Source organism: Pseudomonas sp. GW821-FHT10B02, from assembly GCF_059415665.1.
In genome coordinates this window covers 140255-164991 of the sequence record NZ_JBWKNR010000013.1, presented here as the reverse complement: position 1 = coordinate 164991, position 24737 = coordinate 140255, and the positions used below count along the sequence as shown (strand labels likewise).

The 24737-nt window shown below is 62.0% G+C and carries 23 protein-coding genes and 1 pseudogene; 8 read left to right on the top strand and 16 right to left on the bottom strand.

The features are described from left to right. Positions 1–47 precede the first annotated feature (47 nt). Genes AC07OF_RS19930 through AC07OF_RS19905 form a run of 6 tightly spaced genes read right to left on the bottom strand, consistent with a single transcriptional unit; the run spans position 48 to position 5984 of the window. Positions 48–1787: an ABC transporter substrate-binding protein gene (locus tag AC07OF_RS19930; RefSeq protein ID WP_495073363.1), complete on the bottom strand. Its 1740-nt coding sequence runs from the start codon at positions 1785–1787 to the stop codon at positions 48–50. 50 nt (positions 1788–1837) lie between these two features. Next, the gene (locus AC07OF_RS19925; protein WP_157193357.1) at positions 1838–2110 is read right to left on the bottom strand and encodes a DUF2160 domain-containing protein; all 273 of its coding nucleotides are present in this window, start codon (positions 2108–2110) and stop codon (positions 1838–1840) included. Positions 2111–2121: 11 nt separating this feature from the next. Continuing rightward, positions 2122–2922, bottom strand: coding sequence for a carbohydrate ABC transporter permease (locus AC07OF_RS19920; protein WP_038613054.1), 801 nt, complete (start codon positions 2920–2922; stop codon positions 2122–2124). Between the two features lie 10 nt (positions 2923–2932). Beyond that, complete coding sequence (locus AC07OF_RS19915; protein WP_038613055.1) at positions 2933–3796, bottom strand: carbohydrate ABC transporter permease; 864 nt, start codon at positions 3794–3796, stop codon at positions 2933–2935. Continuing rightward, entirely contained in the window at positions 3793–4890 is a 1098-nt protein-coding gene (locus tag AC07OF_RS19910) for an ABC transporter ATP-binding protein (RefSeq protein ID WP_157193358.1), read from the bottom strand. Before AC07OF_RS19910 ends, AC07OF_RS19915 begins: the two co-directional genes overlap by 4 nt. Next, positions 4890–5984: an ABC transporter ATP-binding protein gene (locus AC07OF_RS19905; RefSeq protein ID WP_157193359.1), complete on the bottom strand. Its 1095-nt coding sequence runs from the start codon at positions 5982–5984 to the stop codon at positions 4890–4892. The genes AC07OF_RS19910 and AC07OF_RS19905 overlap by 1 nt, the downstream gene beginning before the upstream one ends. A 248-nt stretch (positions 5985–6232) precedes the next feature. Between AC07OF_RS19905 and AC07OF_RS19900 the strand changes: the two genes are divergently transcribed. The 3 genes from AC07OF_RS19900 to AC07OF_RS19890 all read left to right on the top strand — a co-directional run bounded on the left by AC07OF_RS19900 (position 6233) and on the right by AC07OF_RS19890 (position 9835). Next, positions 6233–8026 (top strand): sigma-54-dependent Fis family transcriptional regulator, encoded by a 1794-nt coding sequence (locus tag AC07OF_RS19900; protein WP_157193360.1) that lies wholly within the window; start codon positions 6233–6235, stop codon positions 8024–8026. A 165-nt stretch (positions 8027–8191) separates the two neighbouring features. Beyond that, complete coding sequence (gene ocd / locus AC07OF_RS19895; RefSeq protein WP_495073362.1) at positions 8192–9238, top strand: ornithine cyclodeaminase; 1047 nt, start codon at positions 8192–8194, stop codon at positions 9236–9238. A gap of 102 nt (positions 9239–9340) precedes the next feature. Continuing rightward, positions 9341–9835 carry an Lrp/AsnC family transcriptional regulator gene (locus AC07OF_RS19890; protein ID WP_038613062.1) on the top strand — a complete coding sequence of 165 codons (495 nt, stop codon included), beginning with the start codon at positions 9341–9343 and terminating at the stop codon, positions 9833–9835. Between the two features lie 12 nt (positions 9836–9847). Here the strand turns inward: AC07OF_RS19890 and AC07OF_RS19885 are convergent, their stop codons facing one another. From AC07OF_RS19885 to AC07OF_RS19850, 8 genes are all read right to left on the bottom strand, one after another. Beyond that, positions 9848–10900 carry an AI-2E family transporter gene (locus AC07OF_RS19885; RefSeq protein ID WP_157193362.1) on the bottom strand — a complete coding sequence of 351 codons (1053 nt, stop codon included), beginning with the start codon at positions 10898–10900 and terminating at the stop codon, positions 9848–9850. A gap of 11 nt (positions 10901–10911) precedes the next feature. Next, entirely contained in the window at positions 10912–11709 is a 798-nt protein-coding gene (locus AC07OF_RS19880) for a DUF4892 domain-containing protein (RefSeq protein WP_157193363.1), read from the bottom strand. Between the two features lie 115 nt (positions 11710–11824). Continuing rightward, entirely contained in the window at positions 11825–12679 is an 855-nt protein-coding gene (locus AC07OF_RS19875) for an alpha/beta hydrolase (RefSeq protein ID WP_476445766.1), read from the bottom strand. Then, positions 12676–13470: an alpha/beta fold hydrolase gene (locus AC07OF_RS19870; protein WP_157193365.1), complete on the bottom strand. Its 795-nt coding sequence runs from the start codon at positions 13468–13470 to the stop codon at positions 12676–12678. Before AC07OF_RS19870 ends, AC07OF_RS19875 begins: the two co-directional genes overlap by 4 nt. A gap of 92 nt (positions 13471–13562) precedes the next feature. Then, entirely contained in the window at positions 13563–13910 is a 348-nt protein-coding gene (locus AC07OF_RS19865; RefSeq protein WP_157193366.1) for a hypothetical protein, read from the bottom strand. Between the two features lie 116 nt (positions 13911–14026). Then, positions 14027–14479 carry a phosphohistidine phosphatase SixA gene (sixA, locus tag AC07OF_RS19860; RefSeq protein WP_157193367.1) on the bottom strand — a complete coding sequence of 151 codons (453 nt, stop codon included), beginning with the start codon at positions 14477–14479 and terminating at the stop codon, positions 14027–14029. Continuing rightward, positions 14476–14823 (bottom strand): DUF4389 domain-containing protein, encoded by a 348-nt coding sequence (locus AC07OF_RS19855; RefSeq protein WP_157193368.1) that lies wholly within the window; start codon positions 14821–14823, stop codon positions 14476–14478. Before AC07OF_RS19855 ends, sixA begins: the two co-directional genes overlap by 4 nt. 15 nt (positions 14824–14838) lie before the next feature. Next, the gene (locus AC07OF_RS19850) at positions 14839–15864 is read right to left on the bottom strand and encodes an NAD(P)H-dependent glycerol-3-phosphate dehydrogenase (RefSeq protein WP_157193369.1); all 1026 of its coding nucleotides are present in this window, start codon (positions 15862–15864) and stop codon (positions 14839–14841) included. A gap of 171 nt (positions 15865–16035) precedes the next feature. Here AC07OF_RS19850 and AC07OF_RS19845 point away from each other — a divergent pair, with 171 nt between their 5' ends. The 5 genes from AC07OF_RS19845 (at position 16036) to fabB (ending at position 22922) form a co-directional block, all read left to right on the top strand. Continuing rightward, positions 16036–18147 (top strand): TonB-dependent receptor plug domain-containing protein, encoded by a 2112-nt coding sequence (locus tag AC07OF_RS19845; RefSeq protein ID WP_157193370.1) that lies wholly within the window; start codon positions 16036–16038, stop codon positions 18145–18147. Then, the gene (locus tag AC07OF_RS19840) at positions 18147–19040 is read left to right on the top strand and encodes an ABC transporter substrate-binding protein (RefSeq protein ID WP_157193371.1); all 894 of its coding nucleotides are present in this window, start codon (positions 18147–18149) and stop codon (positions 19038–19040) included. Before AC07OF_RS19845 ends, AC07OF_RS19840 begins: the two co-directional genes overlap by 1 nt. Then, complete coding sequence (locus AC07OF_RS19835; RefSeq protein WP_157193372.1) at positions 19037–20962, top strand: ATP-binding protein; 1926 nt, start codon at positions 19037–19039, stop codon at positions 20960–20962. The genes AC07OF_RS19840 and AC07OF_RS19835 overlap by 4 nt, the downstream gene beginning before the upstream one ends. A 212-nt stretch (positions 20963–21174) precedes the next feature. Next, on the top strand, positions 21175–21690 hold the full coding sequence (gene fabA / locus AC07OF_RS19830) for a 3-hydroxyacyl-[acyl-carrier-protein] dehydratase FabA (RefSeq protein ID WP_028945338.1): 516 nt from the start codon (positions 21175–21177) through the stop codon (positions 21688–21690). Positions 21691–21701: 11 nt separating this feature from the next. Further along, positions 21702–22922 (top strand): beta-ketoacyl-ACP synthase I, encoded by a 1221-nt coding sequence (gene fabB, locus AC07OF_RS19825; protein WP_038613087.1) that lies wholly within the window; start codon positions 21702–21704, stop codon positions 22920–22922. Positions 22923–23093: 171 nt separating this feature from the next. On the opposite strand, the gene AC07OF_RS19820 is transcribed toward fabB, so the two are convergent. Both AC07OF_RS19820 and AC07OF_RS19815 read right to left on the bottom strand, forming a co-directional pair. Then, positions 23094–23846, bottom strand: coding sequence for a methyl-accepting chemotaxis protein (locus tag AC07OF_RS19820; RefSeq protein WP_410457962.1), 753 nt, complete (start codon positions 23844–23846; stop codon positions 23094–23096). A gap of 102 nt (positions 23847–23948) precedes the next feature. Further along, a pseudogene (locus AC07OF_RS19815) lies at positions 23949–24704 on the bottom strand (MCP four helix bundle domain-containing protein); the annotation flags it as partial. Positions 24705–24737: the final 33 nt, after the last annotated feature.

Sequence of the window (24737 nt, the reverse complement as noted above, 5' to 3'; positions counted from 1 at the left end):
AAAAACGGCACCTTTGAAGGTGCCGTTTTTTTATGCCTAGCAATGCCTCAGTTGCGAGCCGCCTCCCACGACTTGAGCAGTTCGCTGTAGCTGACGGTCTCACCCTTGGGCTTCTCGTTAGCCAGCTTCGGCTTCGGTGCGCCCGGCTGGTCGAACCAGTATTGGGCGTCGCGCTCCGGATTGAGCTTGGGCGCGCAGGTCGCCTGGGCCTTGGAGCGTTCCAGCCGTTCGAGGATCTTGTCCTGGTCACGGGCCAGACCATCCAGCGCCTCTTGCGGCGTCTTGTCACCGCTGGCCGCCTCGGCGATATGGCTCCACCACAGCTGCGCCAGGCGCGGGTAGTCCGGTACGTTGGTGCCGGTCGGGGTCCATTGCACCCGCGCCGGGCTGCGGTAGAACTCCACCAGACCGCCGAGCTTGGGCGCCAGGTCGGTCATGGCCTGGGAGTTGATGTCCGACTCGCGGATCGGGGTCAGGCCAACGATGGTCTTTTTCAGCGAAACGGTCTTGGAGGTGACGAACTGGGCATACAGCCAGGCCGCCAGGCGCTGTTTTTCCGGGGTCGATTTGAGGAAGGTCCAGGAGCCGGCATCCTGATACCCCAGCTTCATGCCCTCCTCCCAATACGGGCCTTTGGGTGACGGCGCCATGCGCCATTTCGGCGTGCCGTCGGCATTCATCACCGGCAGGCCCGGTTTGGTCATGTCAGCGGTAAAGGCGGTGTACCAGAAGATCTGCTGGGCGATGTTGCCCTGGGACGGCACCGGGCCAGACTCGGAGAAGGTCATGCCCTGGGCTTCCGGCGGTGCGTAGGCACGCATCCAGTCGACGTACTTCTGGGTCGCGTAGACCGCCGCCGGGCCGTTGGTGTCGCCACCACGGGTGACGCTGGAGCCGACCGGATGGCAGTCCTCTACACGAATCCCCCACTCGTCCACCGGCAAGCCATTGGGCAGGCCCTTGTCGCCGCCACCGGCCATGGAGAACCAGGCATCGGTGAAGCGCCAGCCCAGCGACGGATCTTTCTTGCCATAGTCCATGTGCCCATAGACGCGCTTGCCGTCGATTTCCTTGACGTCTTCGCTGAAGAATTTGGCGATGTCCTCGTAAGCCGACCAGTTGACCGGCACACCCAGCTCATAGCCGTACTTTTCCTTGAACCTGGCTTTTAGGTCCGGCCTGTCGAACCAGTCGGCGCGGAACCAGTAGAGGTTGGCGAACTGCTGGTCAGGCAATTGGTAAACCTTGCCATCGGGCGCAGTGGTGAAGGAGATTCCGATAAAGTCCTTCAGATCCAGGGTCGGCGATGTGTAGTCCTTGCCCTCGTTGGCCATCAGGTCAGTGATGGACTCGGTCTTGCCATAGCGAAAGTGCGTACCGATCAGGTCCGAGTCGTTGACCCAGCCGTCATAGATGTTCTTGTCCGACTGCATCTGGGTTTGCAGCTTCTCCACCACATCGCCTTCCTGCAGCAGGTCATGGGTCAGCTTGATCCCGGTGATTTCGCTGAAGGCCTTGGCCAGCACCTTGGATTCATACTCGTGGGTGGCGATGGTTTCCGACACCACGTTGATCTTCATGCCACGGAACGGCTCCGAGGCCTTGATGAACCACTTCAACTCTTCGAGTTGCTGCTCCGGCGTCAGGGTCGACGGCTTGAACTCGCTGCCGATCCATTTCTTCGCCGCGTCTTCATAGGCGTCGGCCCAGGCGCTGGCGTGGAAACTGCCGAGCACGAGCAAGGCAGCCAGGGTCAACTGTCGCCGGTTCTTGTTGTTGTCGAACATCGTGATCTCCCGATTGAGTATTCCCATGGAGCCTGACCGAATCTGTTCGGTTAACCCCAGCGCATCACCACCAACAGCCACACCACCGACAGCAGTGAGGCCACCCAGAGACTCCAGTCACTGACCCCGATGATCAGCAGATGCAGGTAAGCGCTGACCAGAAGCCCGATGAACAGCCGATCGCCGCGGGTCGTGGCAATCGGCAGAAAGCCACGACGCTCGACACACGGCCGGCGCAATTCAGCCAGGGTCATGCCTACCAGCAACAGGCCGATCGCGCAGAAGAACAAGGCGGTCGGCAGGGTCCAGGCCATCCAGTCCATCGTGCGTCTCCTCAGACCCGGCCCAAGGCGAAGCCCTTGGCCACATGGTTGCGGACAAACCAGATCACCAGCATGCCCGGCAGAATGGTCAGCACCCCGGCAGCGGCCAGCACGCCCCAGTCGATACCGGAGGCCGACACAGTGCGGGTCATTACTGCCGCAATCGGCTTGGCATTGACGGACGTCAGGGTGCGCGCCAGCAGCAACTCAACCCAGGAAAACATGAAGCAGAAAAACGCCGTGACACCGATGCCCGAGCCAATCAGCGGCACGAAGATCTTCACGAAGAACCGCGGGAAGCTGTAGCCATCAATGTAGGCGGTTTCGTCGATTTCCTTGGGCACCCCGGACATGAAACCTTCGAGGATCCACACCGCCAGCGGCACGTTGAACAAGCAGTGCGCCAGGGCCACGGCGATGTGGGTGTCAAACAGGCCGATCGACGAATACAGCTGGAAGAACGGCAGCAGGAACACCGCCGGCGGCGCCATGCGGTTGGTCAGCAGCCAGAAGAACAGGTGCTTGTCGCCGAGAAAGCGGTAGCGCGAAAACGCATAGGCCGCCGGCAGGGCCACGCTCAGGGAAATCACCGTGTTCAGGCACACGTAGTACAGCGAGTTTATGTAGCCGGTGTACCAGCTGGGGTCGGTGAAGATCACCCGGTAGTTGGCCAGGGTGAAATCCTGCGGCCACAGGGTCAGGCCGCCGAGGATCTCGGTGTTGCTCTTGAACGACATGTTCAGCAGCCAGTAGATCGGCACCAGCAAAAACAGGATGTAGAGCAGCAAGGGCAGCGTTTTGCGCAGGTTCATGGCCACCCTCCTAGTCTTTGTCGGCATGGGTCATGGCGGTGTAGAACAGCCACGACACCAGCAGGATGATGAGGAAATACACCAGCGAAAACGCCGCGGCCGGCCCCAGATCAAACTGCCCTACCGCCATCTGGGTCAGGGTCTGACTGAGGAAGGTGGTGGCATTGCCCGGTCCGCCTCCTGTCAGCACGAAGGGCTCGGTGTAGATCATGAAACTGTCCATGAAGCGCAGCATCACTGCGATCAGCAGTACGTTCTTCATCTTCGGCAACTGGATATGCCGGAACACCGCCCAGGCCGACGCGCGATCGATACGCGCGGCCTGATAATAGACATCCGGGATCGCCCTCAGCCCCGAGTAACACAGCAGCGCCACCAGCGAAGTCCAGTGCCAGACATCCATCACCAGCACCGTAACCCAGGCATCCATGGTGTTGGCTGCGTAGTTGTAGCTGATGCCCAGCTGGTTCAACGACGCCCCGAGCAGGCCGATGTCGGCACGGCCGAAGATCTGCCAGATGGTGCCAACCACGTTCCACGGAATCAGCAGCGGGATAGCCATGACGATCAGGCACAGCGACGACCAGCGCCCCTTGGTCGGCATGGTCAGGGCAATGGCGATCCCTAACGGAATTTCGATCAGTAACACGCAGCCCGAATAAACAAACTGACGTAGCAAGGAATCGTGCAGACGCGGATCCTGCAGCACCTGGCGATACCAGTCGGCACCGACGAAATAGCGGCTGGACTGGTCGAAAATGTCCTGCACCGAGTAGTTGACCACGGTCATCATCGGTATCACCGCGCTGAAGGCCACCAGCAGGAACACCGGCAACACCAGCCACCAGGCCTTGTTGTTGGGCACCTTGTTCATGGTGCGGCCTCCAGCAGTACGTCGTCGGCATACAGCATCAGCCACTGCGCCGGAAAACTGATCCAGGCCTGCCCCTGCGGCACCACGCGGTCTTCCCCAAGGCGCACCTTGAGGGCCACTGCGCCCAGTTCGAGGGTCAGAATCCGGTAGGTACCCAGGTCTTCGACATCCACCACCCGGGCGGTAAAAGCGTCATCAAATGGCGCCTCGCGCACCTGTACGAACTCCGGGCGGATCCCTACCTGCAAACGCGCAACCGGCGTGCTGGCCAGACGCGCTTGCAATGCTTCTGGCAGCGGTAGATGGACACCGGCAAAACCGACACCGCCCGGCTGCGGCTGCACATCGATCAGGTTCATCCCCGGACTGCCGATGAAATAGCCGACAAAGGTGTGCCGCGGTCGCTCGAACAGTTCCCGCGGCGTACCGAACTGGACAATCTGTCCGCCGTACATCACCGCGATCTTGTCGGCGAAGGTCGAGGCCTCGAGCTGATCGTGGGTCACGTAGATCATGGTGATATTGAACTGCTCATGAATCTGCTTGAGCTTGCGCCGCAGCTTCCATTTCAGGTGCGGGTCGATCACCGTCAGCGGCTCGTCGAAGAGGATCGCGGAAACGTCATCGCGCACCAGGCCGCGGCCCATGGAGACTTTCTGCTTTTCATCGGCACTGAGGTTGCGGGCCTTCTTTTTCAGCGCCGGACCGAGTTCGAGCACCTCGGCGATCTCCTCCACCTTGCTACGCACCCGGGCCTCGTCCATGCCCTGGTTACGCAAAGGGAAAGCCAGGTTGTCGAACACCGTCATGGTGTCGTACACCACCGGAAACTGAAAAACCTGAGCGATATTGCGTGCCTGCGGCGACAACTCATTGACCACCTTGCCATCGAACAACACCTGGCCCTGGGAGGGACTGAGCAGCCCGGAAATGATATTGAGCAAGGTCGACTTGCCGCAGCCCGAAGGCCCGAGCAAGGCATAGGCGCCGCCCTGGGCCCAGACATGCTCCAGCTCGCGCAAGGCATAGTCATCGGCGCTGGCGGGGGTGCGGCTGTAGCTGTGGGCCAACTGCTGCAGGCGAATTTCGGCCATCAGGCGACCCTCGCTTCACGCGCGCCCGGCGCCTGGACCAACACCCCTGCACTGTCGAAGACGAACAGCTTGTGGGTCGGGATAAACACCCGAATTGGCGCATCGACGTGATACTCGTGCACCCCGGACAGATGCAGGATGATGCGAAAGTGCTCGCTGCGCACATGCAGGAAGGTTTCCGAGCCACTGATCTCCGCCAGCTCCACCAGCACCGCCAGCTCAAGGTCATCGTCATTCGACGGCACCAGGCTGATATGGCTGGGACGCACGCCAAAGCGGTATTCACCATCACCGATACGGCGCAGGTCGGCGTTCATGGCGAAATGCACAGCCCCGGCGAAACTCACTTCATTGCCGCTGATGCGCCCGGCAATCAGATTGATCGGCGGCTCGGAAAACAACTCGGCAGCCAGCACCGTACGCGGCTGGTGATAGACCTGAGCAGTCGCACCACTCTGCACGATGCAACCTTCATGCAGGATGGTGGTGGTGCCACCCAGGGCCAATGCCTCGTTCGGCTCGGTGGTGGCATACACGGCAATGCAATGGCGGGAAGCGAACAGTTCGCGCATCTCCTGGCGCAGTTCTTCCCGCAGTTTGTAATCCAGGTTGACCAGTGGCTCGTCGAACAGGATCAGCTCGGCATCCTTGACCAGCGCACGAGCCATGGCCGTGCGTTGCTGCTGACCACCGGACAGCTCCAGCGGCAGGCGCTGCAAGAAGGGCTCGATGCGCAGCATCTGCGCCGTCTGATGCACTTTGTGGCGAATCTCCTCTTCGTTCATACGCGCCTGACGAAGCGGTGAAGCAATGTTCTCGAAAACGCTGAGGGTCGGGTAGTTGATGAACTGCTGATAGACCATCGACACATTGCGCTGACGCACCGGCCGGCCTGTGACATCTACACCATTCATCAGCACCCGCCCCTGGTCAGGGCGGTCCAGCCCGGCCATCAGGCGCATCAGGCTGGTCTTGCCGGACAAGGTGCGACCGAGCAGGACATTGAACGAGCCCGGCTCGAAACTGAGGCTGGCATCGACAATCCAGCGCTGGTTGTCGACGGTGCGGCTGACGTGCTCCAGCGTAAGCGACATGGGGCGGCCCTGATTGTTGTTATCGGACAGGCCTTCGCTGCAGAGCCATATTCGTGCCAGCGCTGGCGACCTTCGATAAGTCGTTGTCGCGGCGCCACTTTTTCTTTCGCCATGGCAACTGACGATTCACACCTGAACAGAAATGAACAGTAACCGCTGAACACCTGAACAGCCCTGACATTGACAATGAACAGGACTGAACAACACTGGTTCACACAAAAACGACAACGCTGGCAGAGGAAACGCCCATGGCCGTCTCCATTGCATCCCATGACCAATTGATCCAGGCCTCCTGGGCGCGCTGCCGCGACTACGGTCTCGACCATCAGTCAGCTCCCGACTTCGGTGACCTCTCCGCTGCCTGCCTGAGTGAGTTGCTCGAACGCCAGCAGATCCTGCTGCGCACCACCCGTGACGAGGTGATCCCGCAGTTCAATCATCTGCTGGGTAATTCCAGCTACCTGATCATGCTCAGCGATGACCAGGGCCAGCTTCTGGAAACCTGGGGCACCCGGCGTTTTATCGACCCGCGTCAGCAGCACGGCTTTGTCGCCGGCGCCCGCTGGCTTGAACAGGGGGTGGGTACCAATGCCATCGGCACCGCCCTGGCCTGCAGCGAGGCGGTGCATGTGGGCCAGGATGAGCACTTTCTCAAGCGCAACCGCTACATGGCCAGCGCCGCCGCGCCGCTGTTCGACGCCGAACGGCGCCTGATCGGCGTACTGGATGTGTCCAGCGACAGCTACCTGCCTGCCTCGCAAACCCTGGGCATGGTGCGGATGATGAGCCAGAGCCTGGAAAACCGCCTGATCATCGCGCGCTATGCCGGACAGTACCGACAATTGAGTTTCAATACCGGCTCGAACAACCTCGACAGCCAGTGGGCCGGGCTGCTGCTGTTCGATGACCGCGGCCGTATCCTGGCCGCCAATCGCCGGGCGGACAGCCTACTCGGTCAACCAGCCTTGCAGCACAGTCTTGAACACCTGTTCCAGACACCGCTGCCGGAGCTGTTGCAGCATGCTGCAGGGCAGCCTTTTGCCGTGCAGGTGCCCGGGCGCAATCGCTTTCATTGCCTGTTGCGTGAGCCGCTGACAAGCCCCTCGGCCGCTAGCAACCGTCAGCCACCCGCCGACTGCGATCCACGTATAACCAAAGCCCTGCGCCAGGCGGGGTTGTTGCTGGAGAAGGACATTCCACTGTTGATCCAGGGCGAAACCGGGGTTGGCAAAGAGGTCTTCGTCAAGGCCCTGCACGAAGCCAGCAGCCGCCGCAGCCAGCCGTTGATCGCGGTGAACTGTGCAGCGATTCCGGCCGAGCTGGTAGAGTCTGAGCTGTTCGGCTATGAAAAAGGCGCGTTCACCGGTGCCCACCACAAAGGTAACCCTGGCCTGATCCGCAAGGCCGAACATGGCATCGTTTTTCTCGACGAAATCGGCGACATGCCACTGCCAACCCAGGCGCGCTTGCTGCGTTTTCTGCAAACCCGCTGTATCCAGCCGCTGGGCAGTGGCGATCCGGTACCGGTGGATATCCGGGTTATCTCCGCTACCCACCAGGACCTGTCCGAACGGGTGCGCCAGGGACGTTTCCGCCAGGACCTGTACTATCGAATCGCCGGCCTCAGCCTGACCTTGCCAGCGCTTCGCGAACGCAGTGATCGCCTGGCACTGATCGAGCAGATCCACCAGCACTACCGCGATGCCGACGCGCCCCCACAGCTGGACAACAAGGTACTGCAGCATCTGTTACAGCATCCGTGGCCGGGCAACCTGCGTCAGCTTGCCAGCACCCTGCAGGTCGCCCTGGCCCTGGCCGGCCAGCAACCCGTCGCCCTGGAGCACCTGCCGGACAGTTTTTTCAGCGCGCTGCCTGCTTCGCAAACAGTCGAGCCTTCCCCGCCCTGCGTATCCGATGAGCACGACCTGAACCTGCGCCTGCAAGCGCTCAAGGGCAACGTTTCAGCCCTGGCCCGCGACCTGGGCATCAGTCGCACCACCCTCTACAAACGCCTGCACGCCCAGGGTCAGGCCGAGGGCTGAGTATCGCCGGAAGCCAAACAGCCGATTCCGCTGTCAAATCGCATATTTCAGCTGAAGCCGCTGAGCACCTGCCACGCTTCAGCCGAGATGTACCCGGCGCTGCATCGACAATAGGCACACTGCCCCCGAATACGTGCCTCGATGCCAATAACAAAGGAGTTCATCATGACCCGCTATATCGATGTGACTGACCTCAGCCGCCTGGTTGCGCGTAAAGGCCTGAGCACCTGCATCAGCGAAATGGCCGAGTACATCCGTGAGGACTACCTGCGTTGGCACGACTTCGAAAAATGCCCGCGCCTGGCCAACCACTCGCCCGATGGCGTGATCGAGCTGATGCCGGTGTCCGACCGCAACCTGTACGCCTTCAAATACGTCAACGGTCATCCCAAGAACACCCAGCGCGGCATGCTTACAGTGATGGCTTTCGGCGCCCTCGGCGACGTTGATACCGGCGCGCCGGTGCTGCTCAGTGAAATGACCCTGACCACCGCCATCCGCACCGCCGCCACTTCAGCCCTGGCTGCCCGCTACCTCGCCCGCCCGGACAGCCGGCGCATGGCACTGATCGGCAACGGCTCACAAAGCGAATTCCAGGCCCTGGCTTTCCATGCCCTGCTGGGTATCGATGAAATCCGCCTGTACGACCTCGACCCCAAGGCCAGCGCCAAGCTGGTCGCCAACCTCAGGGCATTCCCGGAATTGCGGGTGAGCATCGCCGGTTCCGTGGCCGAAGCGGTTCGCGGCGCCGATATCGTCACCACAGTGACCGCCGACAAGGCCTTCGCCACCATCCTGACCCCGGACATGATCGAGTCAGGCATGCACCTGAATGCCGTTGGCGGCGACTGCCCGGGCAAGACCGAACTGCACCGGGACATCGTCGATCGCGCGCGAGTGATCGTCGAATACGAACCGCAAAGCCGTGTCGAAGGCGAGATCCAGCAAATGCCCGCGGACTCGCCAACCACGGAGTTCTGGCAAGTGGTCAACGGCCAGGCGCCCGGCCGCGAAAGCGCTGATCAGGTGACCCTGTTCGACTCGGTCGGTTTTGCTCTGGAAGACTACTCGGCTCTGCGTTATGTGTTCGATGTCGCCAAGGCGCTGAACATCGGCCATGAACTTGCCCTGGTACCGGAGCTTGCCAATCCCAAGGACCTGTTCGCCGTACTGCGCCAGCCGCTTGCCGACACCCGCAAGAAAAGCGCCTGAACCCGCGCGGGTTCGGCTGCTCAATGGGGGGTACAGACGCTGACCAAGGAAGGTCGTACCATATTCAGCGTCACCCACCGTTTGAAGTGAAGCCGAACCTGTATGGATACCAAGGTCAACAGCCCACACGCCGCACCACCGCTGGACCGGATCGACGAAGCAATCATCGAAGTGCTGCGCCATGACGGGCGCATCACTTACGAGAAACTGTCCTCGCTGGTGCACCTCACTCCCCGCCCCTGCCTTGAGCGCGTGCGCAAGCTGGAACGACGCGGGGTGATACGCGGCTATAGCGCGATCATCGATGTACAGAAGGTGTCGCCCGGGCTGTCGCTGCTGGTGCTGGTGGCTTTGTCCAATCAGAGCGGGCGCGCGGCACAAAAAGCGTTTGAAGCCTGTGTGAACGCCTGCCCGCAAGTCTTCGACTGCCAGCTGATCAGCGGCCATTTCGACTACAGCCTGCGCATGCGCTGCCGCGACATGGAGCATTACCGGGTGCTGACCGAAACCTGGATGAACAACGACGAGTTGCACATCGATAAGCTGGTGGCCCACCCAGAGCTGGCGGTGGTGAAAAACACCGCCCCGCAGCTCTGAGCAACACGCCTATCAGGGATGTGGCGGTGCCACCGGCTCGCTGCGCGACCAATCCAGCAACAGCGCATAGGCGACGGCCAACAGCGTCGGGCCAATGAACAGACCGATGAAACCGAAGGCCAGCAAGCCGCCAAACACCCCCAGCAGCACGATCACCAACGGCAGGTTGCCACCCCGGCTGATCAGGTAGGGCTTGAGCACGTTATCGACGCCGCTGATGATGAACGTGCCCCAGATCCCGAGAAACACCGCCATGCCATACTCACCCTGCCAGGCGAGCCAGGCCGTGGCCGGAACCCAGGCCAGTGGCGGGCCCATAGGGATCAGGCTGAGCATGAACGTGACGATACTCAGGACCAGCGCCCCCGGCACGCCTGCGATCATGAAGCCGATCAGCGCCAGGACGGCCTGGGCCGCCGCGGTACCGATCACGCCGTTGACCACCCGCTGCACCGTGCCGGCGACCAGACCCAGGTAATACTCGGCGCGATCGCCGATCAGCCGATCCAGCAAACGCAGGACAAACGCCGACAGACGTGGACCATCGCGGTAGAAAAAGAACACGAACACCAGGCTCAAGGTCAGCTCGAGCATGCCGCTGCCAATCTGCGCGCTACGCGCCAGAAACCAGTTACCGACCTGGCCCAGGTAGGGCTTGATTGTGGTCAACAAGGCGGCGCCCTGCTGATCAATGGTGTTCCACATACGCACCAGGCGTTCGCCCACCAGCGGTACGCCTGCCAGCCAGTCCGGCGCGTCCGGCAGACCATCAACCTGAACGTCACGCACGAAAGCAGTGGCATCGCGAACATGATCGGCCAGGTTAAAGCCCAGCCATACCAGCGGCAGTGCCACCAGCAGTATCCACAGGGTAGTCAACAGGCCGGCGGCGAGGGTTTCGCGACCGCCCAGCACTCGGGTCAACAGGCGCATCAGCGGCCAGCTGGCGTAGGCCAGGATCGCCCCCCAGAGCAGCGCCGACATGAATGGGGCCATCACCCAGAGACCAGCCCCGAGCAGGGCCAGCAAGATGATTTGTACTAGCAGGCGATCATTGTTGGGCATGCAGCACTCACTTAGCGAATCAGTTCGACGTGAAAACCGTCGGTCTTGGCATCACCCACTTCCAGCCGGGCCGCAAGCACTCCGGCCTTTACCAGTTGCTCACGCCAGGCCTCGGCCTGAGTGCCGCTGAGACTCACGCGCAAAGTAGTATTGTTTTTCAAGCTACGCCCGAGCAAGGTGACCCAGGCTTCGGATGGCTCACCGCTCAGGTCAGGGTAGTCCAGCTTGCCGGTGTCGAGCAGCTCGCGCATTACCGTGGCCGGCGTTGGCAGCAGTTCACCCAGAGGCGCTTCGGCGACAAACTGCTCGACATGCAGGTAAGCACGTTTGTTACCGCGAGTAATGCTGTACAGCGCGATCAACGTGTTGTTCTGCTCGGCGGAGCGGCGCAACAGGATGAACGCCTGTTGTTCGTCCGAACCAGACAACTGGCGGTTCTTGAACACCTCGTTGGCCCACAGGCTGTTTTCACCACAATCACGCGCCTGGCACCAGAACAGCGGGTAGCCGCCGTCTTTCTGCAGAGCCTCGCGCGCCGCGGTGAACGCTTCATTGGCGGAACGCTCGCGGGGTAGTTCATAGGTGACCGAACTGACCTCGCCACGGCTTTCAATCTTGCCTTCGACACGCAGCTGGTTACTGATCTTGCGCAAACCACCCAAAGGATAGACGCGCTCCTGCACCTGCGCCGGACGCTCATCGACGACTTTGCCATCGACCGGCACCGGCAGCCCTTCAGCCAGCGACTGCGCGCTGACGAACAAGCCCAGTCCGGCAATCGTTGTACGGATGCATTGTTTGAGATTCATAGGCACGCCACACTGTAGGCGGCGCCAAGGGGCTCAAAGGATGTGGCGTTGTCTTGCTCGTTCATGGTTGTCTCCCTGTTCAACCCGCCAAGCCTCGACAGTTGCCCGCCGCAAGTCAAGGAATGCCAAAGAAGCGATTGAAACAGTCTGCAACAAGGGTTGCACCAGATTCGTCATTCATATGCAGATGATGCCCACCGGGCAAGACCTCGCGGGTGAAGGGTAGCTGCTCAAGCAGCGCGGTGTGACGGGCGAGCATGCCGTCGGCAGCCACTACCAACATGGCTGGGCAGGCGACGCGCTGAACGAAGCTCAAGGCCTGCGCTTCGCTTAAGCGCGTGGGAGATGGCAGGGTCAGGCGGCTATCGCTACGCCAGGTGTAACCACCCGGCACCGGCATCAGGCCGCGCTGAGCGAGCAATTCGGCGGCCTCACGACTGACCGCGACCAGGCCTTTCATACGCGCCTGGATCGCTTGCTCAAGGGTTGGATGCACGGCCTTGCGTTTGCTGTCCAGGCGCAGCTGTGCCTGTAACGCCATGCCCATGCGCTCGGCGGCATCCTGGGGGCCACTGGTGGGCGGGATCACTCCGTCGATCAGCGCCAAGCGGGTAATGCGTTCGGGCAGCGAACCGGCCAGTACCACCGAGACAATCGCCCCCAGCGAGTGACCAACCAGGGCAAAGCGCTCCCAACCCATTTGCTCGGCAGCACGCAGCACATCGTGGGCGTAATCCCACAGGGCGTATCCCGCGCCAGCCGGCCGATGCCCGGAGTGACCATGACCGGCCAGGTCCAGGGCCAGGATCCGTAGTCCTCGCAATTTAGGCGCCAGCAGGGCAAAACTGTTGGCGTTGTCCAGCCAGCCATGCAGGGCAATCACCGGAACTCCGTCGGCAGGGCCGAACAAATGCCCGGCCAGCTCGACATGGCCCAGGCTCAGGCGGACTTCTTCCATCTGCGTATTCATCCCGACACCTGCTGCCAGCGTTCGAACAGCCCCTTGATCAGACTCGCGGTGTCTGTGGGACGTTCGAGCGGGAACATGTGACCGCCCGGCAGACTGTGGTACTCACCCCGAGGCAGGCCGCGCACGGCCAGGGCGTGATGATGCCTGACGATCCGGCTGCTACTGCCACGCACCATCGCCAGTGGCAGTTCCAGGCGCTTGGCCGGTGCCGGGCGGGTGTGCGGTATGTTGCGGTAAATGCTGATTTCCGTCGCCGGATCAAAGCGCAGGCGCAAACCTTCTTCGGTCGCCTGCAGACCGTGTTCCAGATAAGCGTCGAGGCACTCCGGATCAAAATGGCGGAACAGTGATTTGCTGGCGAAATAGGCCCGGGCACTGTCGCGGTCAGCGAACGCCTCGCGACGCCCCAGGGTACGTCCAGCCGGAGTAATGCGGTCGATGAAACCCATGCGCTTGGCTGCCTGCAACAGCCACTGATCAACCCGGGTCAGCACCGGAGAATCGAGCATGACCACGCCCCGGTAATACTGCGGGCAACGCAGCGCCGCATGCAGGTGCAACACACCACCGAGGGAGTGGCCCACGCCCCAGACCGGTTCGGGCTGTTGCTGCAGGTGATGTATCAGCTCATCGACCAGGTTCTGCCAGTTGTCATCGACCGGGAAGCGCGGGTCATGGCCGTGTTGTGGCAGGTGGAACACCCGGTAGTCAGGTGCAAGCGCGGCAAACAGCTTGCCATAGGTCGCCGAAGGAAAGCCGTTGGCATGGGCGAAGAAGATTTGCTGCGACATGGCCGCCTGTCCGTAGGGGAGTGATGGTCCATTGTCGGCAAGCAGCCCGCACCCGGCAATGTCCGGAAAAGCCATCGCCAAGGGCAATCAGGTCAATACTCGCCAAAACTGGCCATGGAGCGCCGCAGGCAAGCCTGCATGGACGCCAGTTGCTGCTCCAGGGCTTCACGGGCGCGGCGTTTGTCTTCAGGGGCGAGATCGAGCTGACGTAATGCCAGGCAACTGCTCTGCAACAGATGCGCCATGCGAATGCTGGCCTGACGCAGTTGCCCCAGCTCGTACTGGCCTTCGAACCTGCTCAACAGGTAGCCGAGCTTGGCATCGGCACTGGCCTGGAGCAGACGATACTCGGCAAAGTCCAGAACCTGGTCATCTTGTACTTTGGCCAATGTCGGCCCGAGGTCTGCCGAATACACCAATTGCGGATACTTGCTGCTCATTGCCTGATCCCCAGGGCCACCCTGCCCGCGACGTTGGCGAACGCTAACAAGCCGACCCCTGATCGACAACTGAAAAATATGTCAGGTCGATCAGTGGCCTGCAGCGCGCTGAAGGCTCAGGGGTGGGAAAGGCTGCGTAAGGTCATCAATCCAGCCAGTGGCCAGTCACCCTCGAGCTCGGCCAGGCTCGCCGTGGACATAGAAGGCCCCTGCCGGTGCCCCTGCTCCAGCATGCCGACCAGGCAGCTCACCAGCGGCTGATGGCTGACCAGCAACACCTGCTCCAGGCCCAGCTTGTCCAGCTCGGCAATGACCTCCTGGGGATCGGTGTCCGGGGTCAGCCAGGTGACTGTCTGCAGCGGTTTATCAAACCCTAGCGCCTCGTGCACCAGCCCGGCGGTCTGCTGGGCCCGCACATACGGGCTGGCGAAGATCGCCTGTAACGGCTGGCCGAGCAGCTCTGCGGCGCTGCGCAGCACCTGCTCACGTCCATGCGCGGTCAGCCGGCGCTCGGCATCGCTGTTGGCCCGGGGCTCGGCTTCACCATGACGCAACACCCAGAGCTTCACAGCTTGGGCTCCTCGTCACGTACCGGATGCGGCGCTGGCGGTACGCTATGGGCGACTTCACCTTCTGGCGCACGCGGTGCCGGCCAGTCGGCGAACGGCCAAGGCTTCTGGTCGCTGTGGAAGCTGCCGAAACGGCCAATCTGCGCCAGAAACTGGCTGAGGCTGTCACCGAAGTTCATCAGGCTGGCACTCGGCGCGCCATAGATCAGGCGGTAGATCAGTTGAACCAGCACCAGGCCGCCCAGCAGCAGTTCGGCCAATTGCCAGATCACCAGGAATACCAGCATCCACAACACGCGCAGGATGATGGACTCGCGTTGCGACTGGCTCGGGGATTCGTTCATGTCTTGCTCCTGTACTCAGTTGAAACCGCTGGTGGAGATGAAGTCGACATCGGTTTTCGGCTCGGCGCGCATCAGCAGCTCGATCACCTGGGTCAAGGTCCGGCCTTCGAAAAGAATCGCATGCAAGCCCGCTACCAATGGCATGTATACCTGCACTTCCTGAGCCTTGACCTTGAGTACCTTGAGCGTATTGACGCCTTCGGCGACCTCGCCCAGACGGCTGACTGCCTCTTCCAGGCTCAAACCCTGGCCCAGGGCGTGACCAACCTGATAGTTGCGGCTCTTGGGCGAAGAGCAGGTGACGATCAGGTCGCCGACCCCGGCCAGACCGAGAAAGGTCATCGGGTTGGCGCCCTGGCTCACCGCAAAGCGGGTCATCTCCGCCAGGGCGCGGGTGATCAGCATGCTCTTGGTGTTCTCACCCATGCCCAAGGCCACCGCCATGCCGGCAATGATCGCGTAGACGTTCTTCAGCGCCCCGCCCAGTTCGACACCGAATCGGTCGCTGCTGGCATACACGCGGAAAGTGCGCCCGTGCAGCACGTCCTGCACGCGCTGGCACAACGCTTCGTCTTCACTGGCAACCACGGTGGCGGTCAGTGCGTGCTCTGCCACTTCGCGGGCCAGGTTCGGCCCCGACAGCACACCGATGCGCGCCTCGGGAGCGATTTCTTCGAGAATCTGGCTCATCAACTTGAAGCTTTGCGCCTCGATGCCCTTGGTCAGGCTGACCAGCATTTTGCCGCTCAGCAGCTGCGCATGGGGCGCCAGCACACTGCGCAAGGCACTGGAAGGCAGGGCGACGAAGATCAGCTCACAGTCCTGCAGGGTCGCCAGCAGGTCATTGACCGGATCAACGCCCGGGTGAATTTTCACCCCTTTGAGGTAACGCGGGTTTTCCCGGTTGCTGCGCATGGCCTCGGCCTGCTCGGGGTCGCGCATCCATTGCCGTACGCCGATGCCGTTTTCCGCCAGCAGATTCGCCACGGCGGTGCCGAAACTCCCGCCTCCAAGCACTGCAACAGGCTGCTGTTCAGTCATATCCGATCCGTTAAAACCAATTAAAGTGGCGACTTCCGCATTATACGGAGCGCCCGTGCCAGAGCCAGCGTCAGTTGTATGAATTGACTGCGATATCGCGCCATACAGCACTGAAAAATGCTGGCCACTCGGTTAACATGCCCGGTTTGAATTCGCTACCAAGGCCGCACCGTGTCATTTGGCCCCCCGGCTTCACGCCCCCTCCTGCTGCTGACTGCTTTTTTCGGCGGTGCCGCGCTGGCTGACGATCTGTTCGTCGACAGCCAGGCCCTGCCCCAAGTGCTCACCGCCACCCGGCTCAAACAGTCACCGGCGGCCGTGCCAGGCAGCATGACCGTGCTCGACAGCGCACTGATCCGCGCCAGCGGCGCCCGCGACATACCCGAATTGCTACGCCTGGTGCCGGGGATGATGATCGGCTACGGCGCTGGCAACCAGCCCTCCGTCAACTACCACGGCAGTAACGCTAACGACGCCCGGCGCATGCAGGTGCTGATTGACGGCCGCTCGGTGTACCGCGCGGGGCTGGCCACGGTGGACTGGAGCGACATTCCCCTGGCCATGGAAGATATCGAGCGCATCGAGGTCTTTCGCGGTCCCAATACCGTCAGCTATGGCGCCAACGCACTGATGGCAGTGGTCAATATTCTTACGCGCAAACCGGTCGACAGCCAGGGTACGCGGCTGAAAGTGACCCGTGGCCAACGCGGTATCAATGACTGGTATGCCAGCCAGGGTAGCGGTTGGGACGGCGGCGACCTGCGTCTGTCGCTGTCCGGTATGCAGGATGACGGTTTCGATCAAACCCGCAACGGCCAGGATTACCGCGACAGCCGTCGCCTCAACCGCCTGAACCTGAGCGTCAGCCACAGCCTGGCAAGCAATCAGAGCCTGGATTGGCAGTTCGCTGCCAAGGAAGGCAGCAACCAGCGCCCGTACACCTACCAGCCAGTGTTCTACGGCGTCACTGCCAGTGGCGACAATTCCGACGCCAAGGCCAAGGACTATGCCGGTTCGGTGCGCTGGAACATTGACTTGAACCCCGACCACAGCCTTTATCTGCAAGGCTCCGCCCAGCACTGGGATCGGCAGCAGGTCTGGCGTGCGTGTGATGCGGCATTGTCGTTCAGCCCGGAACTGACCCGCCTGTGGCAGCTCAATCCGAACTACGCGGAGCAAGTGGCCCGTAACATTCGTTCGCCAATCCCCAGGGGCAGCACCGATGAACAGATGCTGGGCCGCCAGGTGCAGCAACAATGGCGCAATGGAGGCTCCAGCCAGGTCTGCGGCGATATCGACCAGAGCACCCGGGAAACGCGCTACGACCTGGAGCTGCAGGACACCTTCAGCCTGTCCGACAACCTGCGCCTGGTCAGCGGTGCCAACTACCGCTACGACCGCGCCGACTCGCAGACCTTCTTCAACGGCAGCCTGGACGACAGCACCTGGCGCCTGTTCGGCCACCTGGAATGGCGCGCCGACGAACACTGGATTGTCCAGGGCGGAGCGATGTACGAAGACGCCCGGCTCTCCGGCAGCTCGCTCACACCACGCCTGGCGGTGAACTACCTGATCACCCCGCGCCACGGTTTGCGCGCGGTGTACTCCGAAGCGGTACGCTCACCGGATATGTTCGAAAACAACGTCAACTGGAGTTATCGGGTCAACAACCTGCGCCCGGGCGCTTTCGGCCAGAACAGTGCCCAGTACTTCGTCAAGACCCGTGGGCCGGGCGACCTCGAACAGGAACGGATGCGCTCGCGGGAACTGGGCTATAACGGTTACTTCGCCGACGCCGACCTCAGCGTTGACCTCAAGCTGTTCTACGACGAAATCACCGGCATGATCAGCGAGCCGCTGCGCAACAACCAATACATCGCCAGCAACAGCAACAAGGCCCGCTTCAGCGGCAGTGAAGCGCAACTGGACTGGCGCCTGACGCCCGCCGATCGCTGGCGCCTGACCTACGCCCATGTCGACGCCTGGGCCAGCAACCCCGCCGATCGCCGCCTGAGCGCGCACAACAGTGGCTCGGCCGGCTGGCTGCGCGACTGGGGGCGAGGCTGGTCCAGCGCGCTGTTCTACTATGGTGACGATGAACTGAACCAGTACCGCTTCGAGCGTGTCGACCTGCGCGTGGCCAAACAGCTGCGCTGGCAGCGCACCCAGCTTGAACTGGCGGGTGTCGTGCAGCAGCGCCTGGACGACGAGCCCACGACCTTTGCAGATAACCGCTACGACAGCCGTCACGTTGTGTACTTCAGTGCGGAGCTGGAATTCTGATGCGCATGCTGCGGCGCTGGCTGCTGCTGGTCTGTTTGTGGCCGGCGGGAATGCTCTGGGCCAGTGAGATCCTTCTCACCGGCAGCCAGGACAGCCCCGGTGTCGAGCATTTCGTTGAGGCTCTGCGCGAACGCCGCCCTGCCGACACTGTTCACTTCGTTCCGGTCACCGAGCTTGCCCGCCCGTCCCGGCTCAATCCATCCGTGCGCCTGATCCTGCTCGACAGCGCCGGATTGGAATGGCGCCTGAGTGAAACAGCAGGACCGCCAGCACTGGCCATGCGGGTCAGCCGGGTCCAGGCCGAACAGCGCCTGGGCAAGCTGCGCCCGGCTTACCTGAGCCTGTTGTGGAGCGATCCGCCGCTGGACCGTCAGCTACGCCTGACCCGTTACCTGCTGCCTGAGGCCCGGCGGATTGGCGTGCTCTACGCCGAGCACAGTCGCTTCCTGGTCGAAGAAGCGCGCCGCGCCGCCAAGCCCATGGGCCTTGAAATCATTGCCGAACCCTGGCCCGACCTGCGCGACAATCGTCCGCTGCAAACCCTGCTGCAAAGCAGTGATGTATTGCTGGGTATCGACGATCTGCAGCTGTACAACTCCAAGACCGCGAAGAGCCTGCTGCTCAGCAGCTACGGGCGGCAAATGGCATTGATCGGCCCCAACGCGGGCTTTGTCCGCGCCGGCGCCCTGGCCAGCACCTTGAGCAATCAGGACGATTGGCTGGCGGTGCTGGACCGCTTGCTCGATCAAGCGCCAGGCAAGTGGCCACGCGCCCTGTATCCCGAACATTTCAGAGTCGTCGGCAACCAGCAGGTCGCCCGCGCCCTGGGCATCGGCACCATCGATCCCGAAGGCGCCGCACTGGCGCTGGCCGAAGGAGAACGCAGACCATGAGGCGTCGTCTGAGCTGGGACATTCATACCCGCACGCAAATCATCAGCCTGGGCCCGGCCCTGCTGCTGACGCTGCTGTTGATCAGCTTCTTTACCTTCGTGCGGATCCAGGATCTGCGCCAGGAGCTCAATCACACCGGCCAGTTGATCGCCAACCAGCTGGCACCAGCGTCCGAGTACGGCGTGATCGCCGGTAACGACGAAGTGCTGGAAAGCCTGATGCGCGCCACCTTGAGCATCCCGCATGTGCGCTTTCTCGAGGTACAGGACAGCAGCAACCATATTCTGGTGTACGTCGAACAGCCGGACGAACACGACAACCGCGCCCAGCAGGTCGAGGTGTTCCAGGCCCCTATCCGTCTGCAGCAGATCCGCCTGGACAACGATTTCCTGCATAACGGCAAGCAACCCTTGAAACATATCGATGATGATTACCTGGGCCGGGTCATCGTCGGTATGTCCAATGACGCGTTCAGCCAGCGCCAGCAGGAAATCGTGATCAAGGCCGGGATCCTGGCCCTGTTCGCCCTGCTCTTTACCTTCCTGCTGGCCCGCCGCCTGGCCCTGAGCCTGGCCAAACCGATCAGCGACATGGGCCATGCGGTCAAGGCCATTCAGCAAGGCGACTTCAATGCCCCCTTGCCGGTGGTCGATGACAGTGAACTCGGCCACCTGGCCCGCCACATCAACAACCTGGCCCGCGCACTGGCCCAGGCCAGCCATGAGCAGCAGCAGGCGATGTCGCAACTGATCCAGGCCCGTGAAGAAGCCGAACAGGCGAACCGGGCCAAATCCGACTTCCTGGCCATGATGAGCCATGAACTGCGCACCCCCATGAACGGTGTACTGGGCATGCTGCAGTTACTGGAAACCACGACCTTGAGCGAGGAGCAGGTCGAATACACCGCCGTGGCCAGTGAATCGACCGGCCACCTGCTCAAGGTGATCAACGACATTCTCGATTTCTCGCGGATCGAGCGCACCCACCTGGAACTGGAGCACATCGACTTCAACCTCGGTGAACTGATCGGCAGCTGTGCGCAATCCTTCCAGCACCTGGCCGCCCAGCGCGGCTTGAATCTGCAACTGCTGTTGCCACCCGGCATGGAGCAATTGCAGGTGGTCGGCGACCCGACGCGGATTCGCCAGATCCTGCTCAACCTGGTGGGCAACGCGCTGAAATTCACCGAGCAAGGCAGCGTCCGCATCGAACCCCGCTGGCAGGTGCTCGACCGCCAGCTGATCTGGTTCGCCTGCGCGGTACACGACACCGGCATCGGCATCGACAACGAGCGCCTGGAAACCATGTTCGTCGCCTTCCAGCAGGCCGACAGCTCGATTTCCCGGCGTTACGGCGGCACCGGCCTGGGCCTGTCGATTGCGCGCACGCTGGCAGAACGCATGGGCGGCACCTTGCGCGGCGAAAGCCGTCAGGGCCAGGGCTCGACCTTTACCCTGGAAATGCCGCTGACGCTGTCGGTGCAGCCAGTGGCATGCCTGCCCAGCCAGAACAGCGAGCAGGAAGAAGCAGGTCTTGGCCGGAAAATCCTGCTGGTGGAGGACAATCCGGTGAACCAGACCGTGATCGAAGCCATGCTGCGCAGCCTGGGGTACGAGGTGCAGATTGCCGTGGACGGTGCCCAGGCAGTGTCGCAGGTTGCCCGTCAGCGCTTTGCCGCAACCCTGATGGATTGCCGATTGCCGATCATCGATGGCTATGAAGCCACCCGGCGCATCCGCCAGTTGCCCCAGGCGGCCGCCATGCCGATCATCGCCCTGACCGCCAACGCCTTGCAGGGTGATCGCGAACGCTGCCTGAGCGCCGGCATGAACGATTACCTCGCCAAGCCGTTCAAACGGACTGATCTGCAGCAGATTCTGCAGCGTTGGCTGCCCGATCAGTCAGCTGCGACTGGCGATTAATCTGAAATTGCGGCAGTCTTATGGACTGGACAGGCTGCTTTGCAGGCCTGAAAATAAAATTTCAGTGCACAAGTGTACTTCTTTGCCCCGTGCGCTGTGACTTTCACTACAACGCAATAGTCTATGTGTAGGCTGCCGCCCCAAGCACAAGCGTTTTGGGTCGGCCGGGAAGATTTGCCCCCCTGCCGCACGGGGATTATTGAGGAGCTCGCATGACCAAACAAAACGCCTTTACTCGGGAAGACCTGCTGCGCTGCAGTCGCGGTGAGCTGTTCGGCCCAGGTAACGCGCAACTGCCCGCCCCGAACATGCTGATGGTGGATCGTATCACCCACATCAGCCAGGAAGGCGGCAAGTACGGCAAAGGTGAATTGGTCGCCGAGCTGGATATCAATCCGGACCTGTGGTTCTTCGCCTGCCATTTCGAAGGTGATCCGGTAATGCCGGGCTGCCTGGGCCTGGACGCCATGTGGCAGCTGGTTGGCTTCTTCCTCGGCTGGCAAGGCCTGCCGGGCCGTGGCCGTGCCCTGGGTTCGGGCGAAGTGAAATTCTTCGGCCAGGTCCTGCCGACCGCCCAGAAAGTCACTTACAACATTCATATCAAGCGCGTCCTCAAGGGCAAGCTGAACATGGCCATCGCCGATGGCTCGGTCAGCGTCGACGGCCGTGAGATCTACACCGCCGAAGGCCTTCGGGTCGGCGTATTCACCTCCACTGACAACTTCTAAGGGTTATCCGCATGCGCCGCGTCGTTATCACTGGTCTGGGCATCGTTTCGTGCCTGGGCAATGACAAAGAGACCGTCTCCGCCAACCTGCGTGCAAGCCGCCCTGGCATCCGATTCAACCCGGAATATGCCGAAATGGGTCTGCGTAGCCAGGTTTCCGGCTCCATTGACCTCAACCTCGAAGAACTGATCGACCGCAAGATCTTCCGTTTCGTTGGTCACGCTGCCGCCTACGCCTATCTGGCCATGGCCGACGCGATCAAGGATTCGGGCCTGACCGAAGAGCAAGTGTCGAACCCGCGTACCGGCCTGATCGCAGGTTCCGGCGGCGCCTCGACCCTGAACCAGATGGAAGCGCTGGACATCCTGCGCGAAAAAGGCGTCAAGCGCGTTGGCCCGTACCGCGTCACCCGGACCATGAGCAGCACCGTTTCGGCGTGCCTGGCCACCCCGTTCAAGATCAAGGGCCTGAACTACTCCATCGCCTCCGCTTGCGCCACCAGTGCGCACTGCATCGGTACCGCGATGGAACAGATCCAGATGGGCAAGCAGGACATCGTCTTCGCCGGTGGTGGTGAAGAAGAGCATTGGAGCCAGTCGTTCCTGTTCGACGCCATGGGCGCGCTGTCCAGCAAGCGCAACGACACCCCGGAAAAGGCCTCCCGTGCCTACGACGCCGACCGTGACGGTTTTGTCATCGCCGGCGGTGGCGGTATGGTTGTAGTCGAGGAGCTGGAGCACGCTCTGGCCCGTGGCGCGAAAATCTACGCCGAGATCGTCGGCTACGGCGCGACCTCCGATGGCTACGACATGGTTGCCCCAAGCGGCGAAGGCGCCATCCGCTGCATGCAGCAGGCGCTGTCCACCGTCGACACCCCGATCGACTACCTGAACACCCACGGCACCTCGACGCCGGTTGGCGACGTTGCCGAAATGAAGGGTGTACGCGAAGTGTTCGGCGACAAGGCACCAGCCATCAGCTCGACCAAGAGCCTGTCCGGTCACTCCCTGGGCGCCGCCGGCGTTCATGAAGCGATCTACTGCATGCTGATGATGGAAGGCAACTTCATTGCCGGTTCCGCCAACATCGACGAGCTGGATCCAGAAGTGGCTGACCTGCCGGTTCTGCGTGAAACCCGCGAAAACGCCAAGATCGACACCGTGATGAGCAACAGCTTCGGTTTCGGCGGCACCAACGCCACCCTGGTGCTCAAGCGCTGGGAAGGCAAGTAAGGGCTAGCCCCTTATGCTGAAACGCCCCGACTCGTCGGGGCGTTTTTGTTTGTCCGCCCTGGGGACTCTGCCGACCCTATCGCCGGCAAGGCCGGCTCCCACAAAACCAAGCACAACACATAACCCTGTGGGAGCTGGCCTTGCCAGCGATGGGCTGTGCAGCAGCCCCTGCTATACCGAAAATCGTCCCACCAAGCCATTCAAATCAATCGCCAACTGCGACAACGCCTGACTCGCCGCATTGGTCTGATTGGCCCCCGCCGAGGTCTGCAACGCCAGATCGCGGATATTGGTCAGGTTGCGATCCACCTCCCGCGCCACCTGTGCCTGCTGTTCGGACGCGCTGGCGATCACCAGATTGCGCTCGTTGATCAGGCTGATCGCCGCGGCAATCTCTTCCAGCGCCGCCCCCGCGGCATGTGCACCTTCCAGGGTACTTTGGGCACGCTCGTTACTCTGCTGCATGCCCTCCACCGCGCGCTCGGTACCTTGCTGGATACCATGGATCATCTGCTCGATTTCCCGGGTCGACTGTTGCGTGCGATGCGCCAAGGCCCGTACCTCATCCGCCACCACGGCAAAACCACGCCCGGCATCCCCGGCCCGGGCCGCTTCGATCGCGGCATTGAGGGCCAGCAGGTTGGTCTGCTCGGCAATGGCACCGATCACATCCAGCACTTTGGTTATACCGTGCACTTGCTGCGCCAGTTGCCCAACCTCCTCGGCATTGGAGGTCACGCCTGCCGCCAGCGACTCGATCGAAACCACGGTCAGACGCACCTGCTCCCGGCCCTGGCGGGCAATGCGGTCTGATTCGCGCGATGCTTCGGAGGTGGCCACCGCATTGCTCGCCACCTCCTCCACCGCCGTGGTCATCTGATTGACCGCCGTAGCCGCCTGCTCGATCTCCTGGCTCTGCTGCATCAAGCCGCGCGTGGCATCTTCGGTCACGGCGCTGAGCTCCTCGGAGGCCGAGGCCAACTGACTGGAGGAATCGGAAATTCTCCCGATGGTCTCGCGCAAGCTTTGCTGCATCTGCTTGAGCGCCGCCAACAGCCGCGCCGGTTCGTCCGCCCCCTGTACGGCAATCTGCGGGGTCAGGTCGCCGGTGGCCACTATCTCGGCCACCTGCAGTGACTGGGCCAAAGGGCGAACGATACTGCGGGTCAGGGTCAGCGCCAGGATAACGGTCATCACCAACGCGCCGAGCAAAAGCGCGATCACCCAGACCCGAGCGTTGCTGTACACGGCTGCGGCCAGGTCGGTAGCCTTGTTGGCGTGGTGGTTATTGAGCGCAATCAGTTCGTTGAGCGTGGCGGTGAGCTGGTCGGCCAGCTGGTTCATTTCGCCGTTGACCACGGCGGTCGCGGCATCGACCTGGCCCTGCAGCGACAACTGGGTCACCTGAGCCTGCAACCCCATGTACTGTTGCTCGATCTTCAAATAGCGATCGAACAGCGACTGCTCTTCAGGCAGGACAATCAGCGCCTGATACTGCTGTTGCGCCTTGCTCAGGCCGGCCTTGATGTCCTCGATGCGCGCCTTGTTCTGCTGCAGCGACTGCGGGTCGCGATTGATCAGCAAGCGCAGGGTCAGGGCGCGAATGCGCAGAGTGTCCTGGGTCATCTGCCCCACTGCGACGACACTGGGCAACCAGTTGCTGTCGACCTGCTCGGACTGCTGGCGCATGCTGGTCATCTGCATCAGGGCGAAAACCCCCAAGGCAAGCACCAGCAAGGCCACCAAACCGAAGCCCAGGCCCGCCCTGGGCGCGATATTCATGCTTCTCAAGTTCATCTTCCGGCTCCCTCCAAA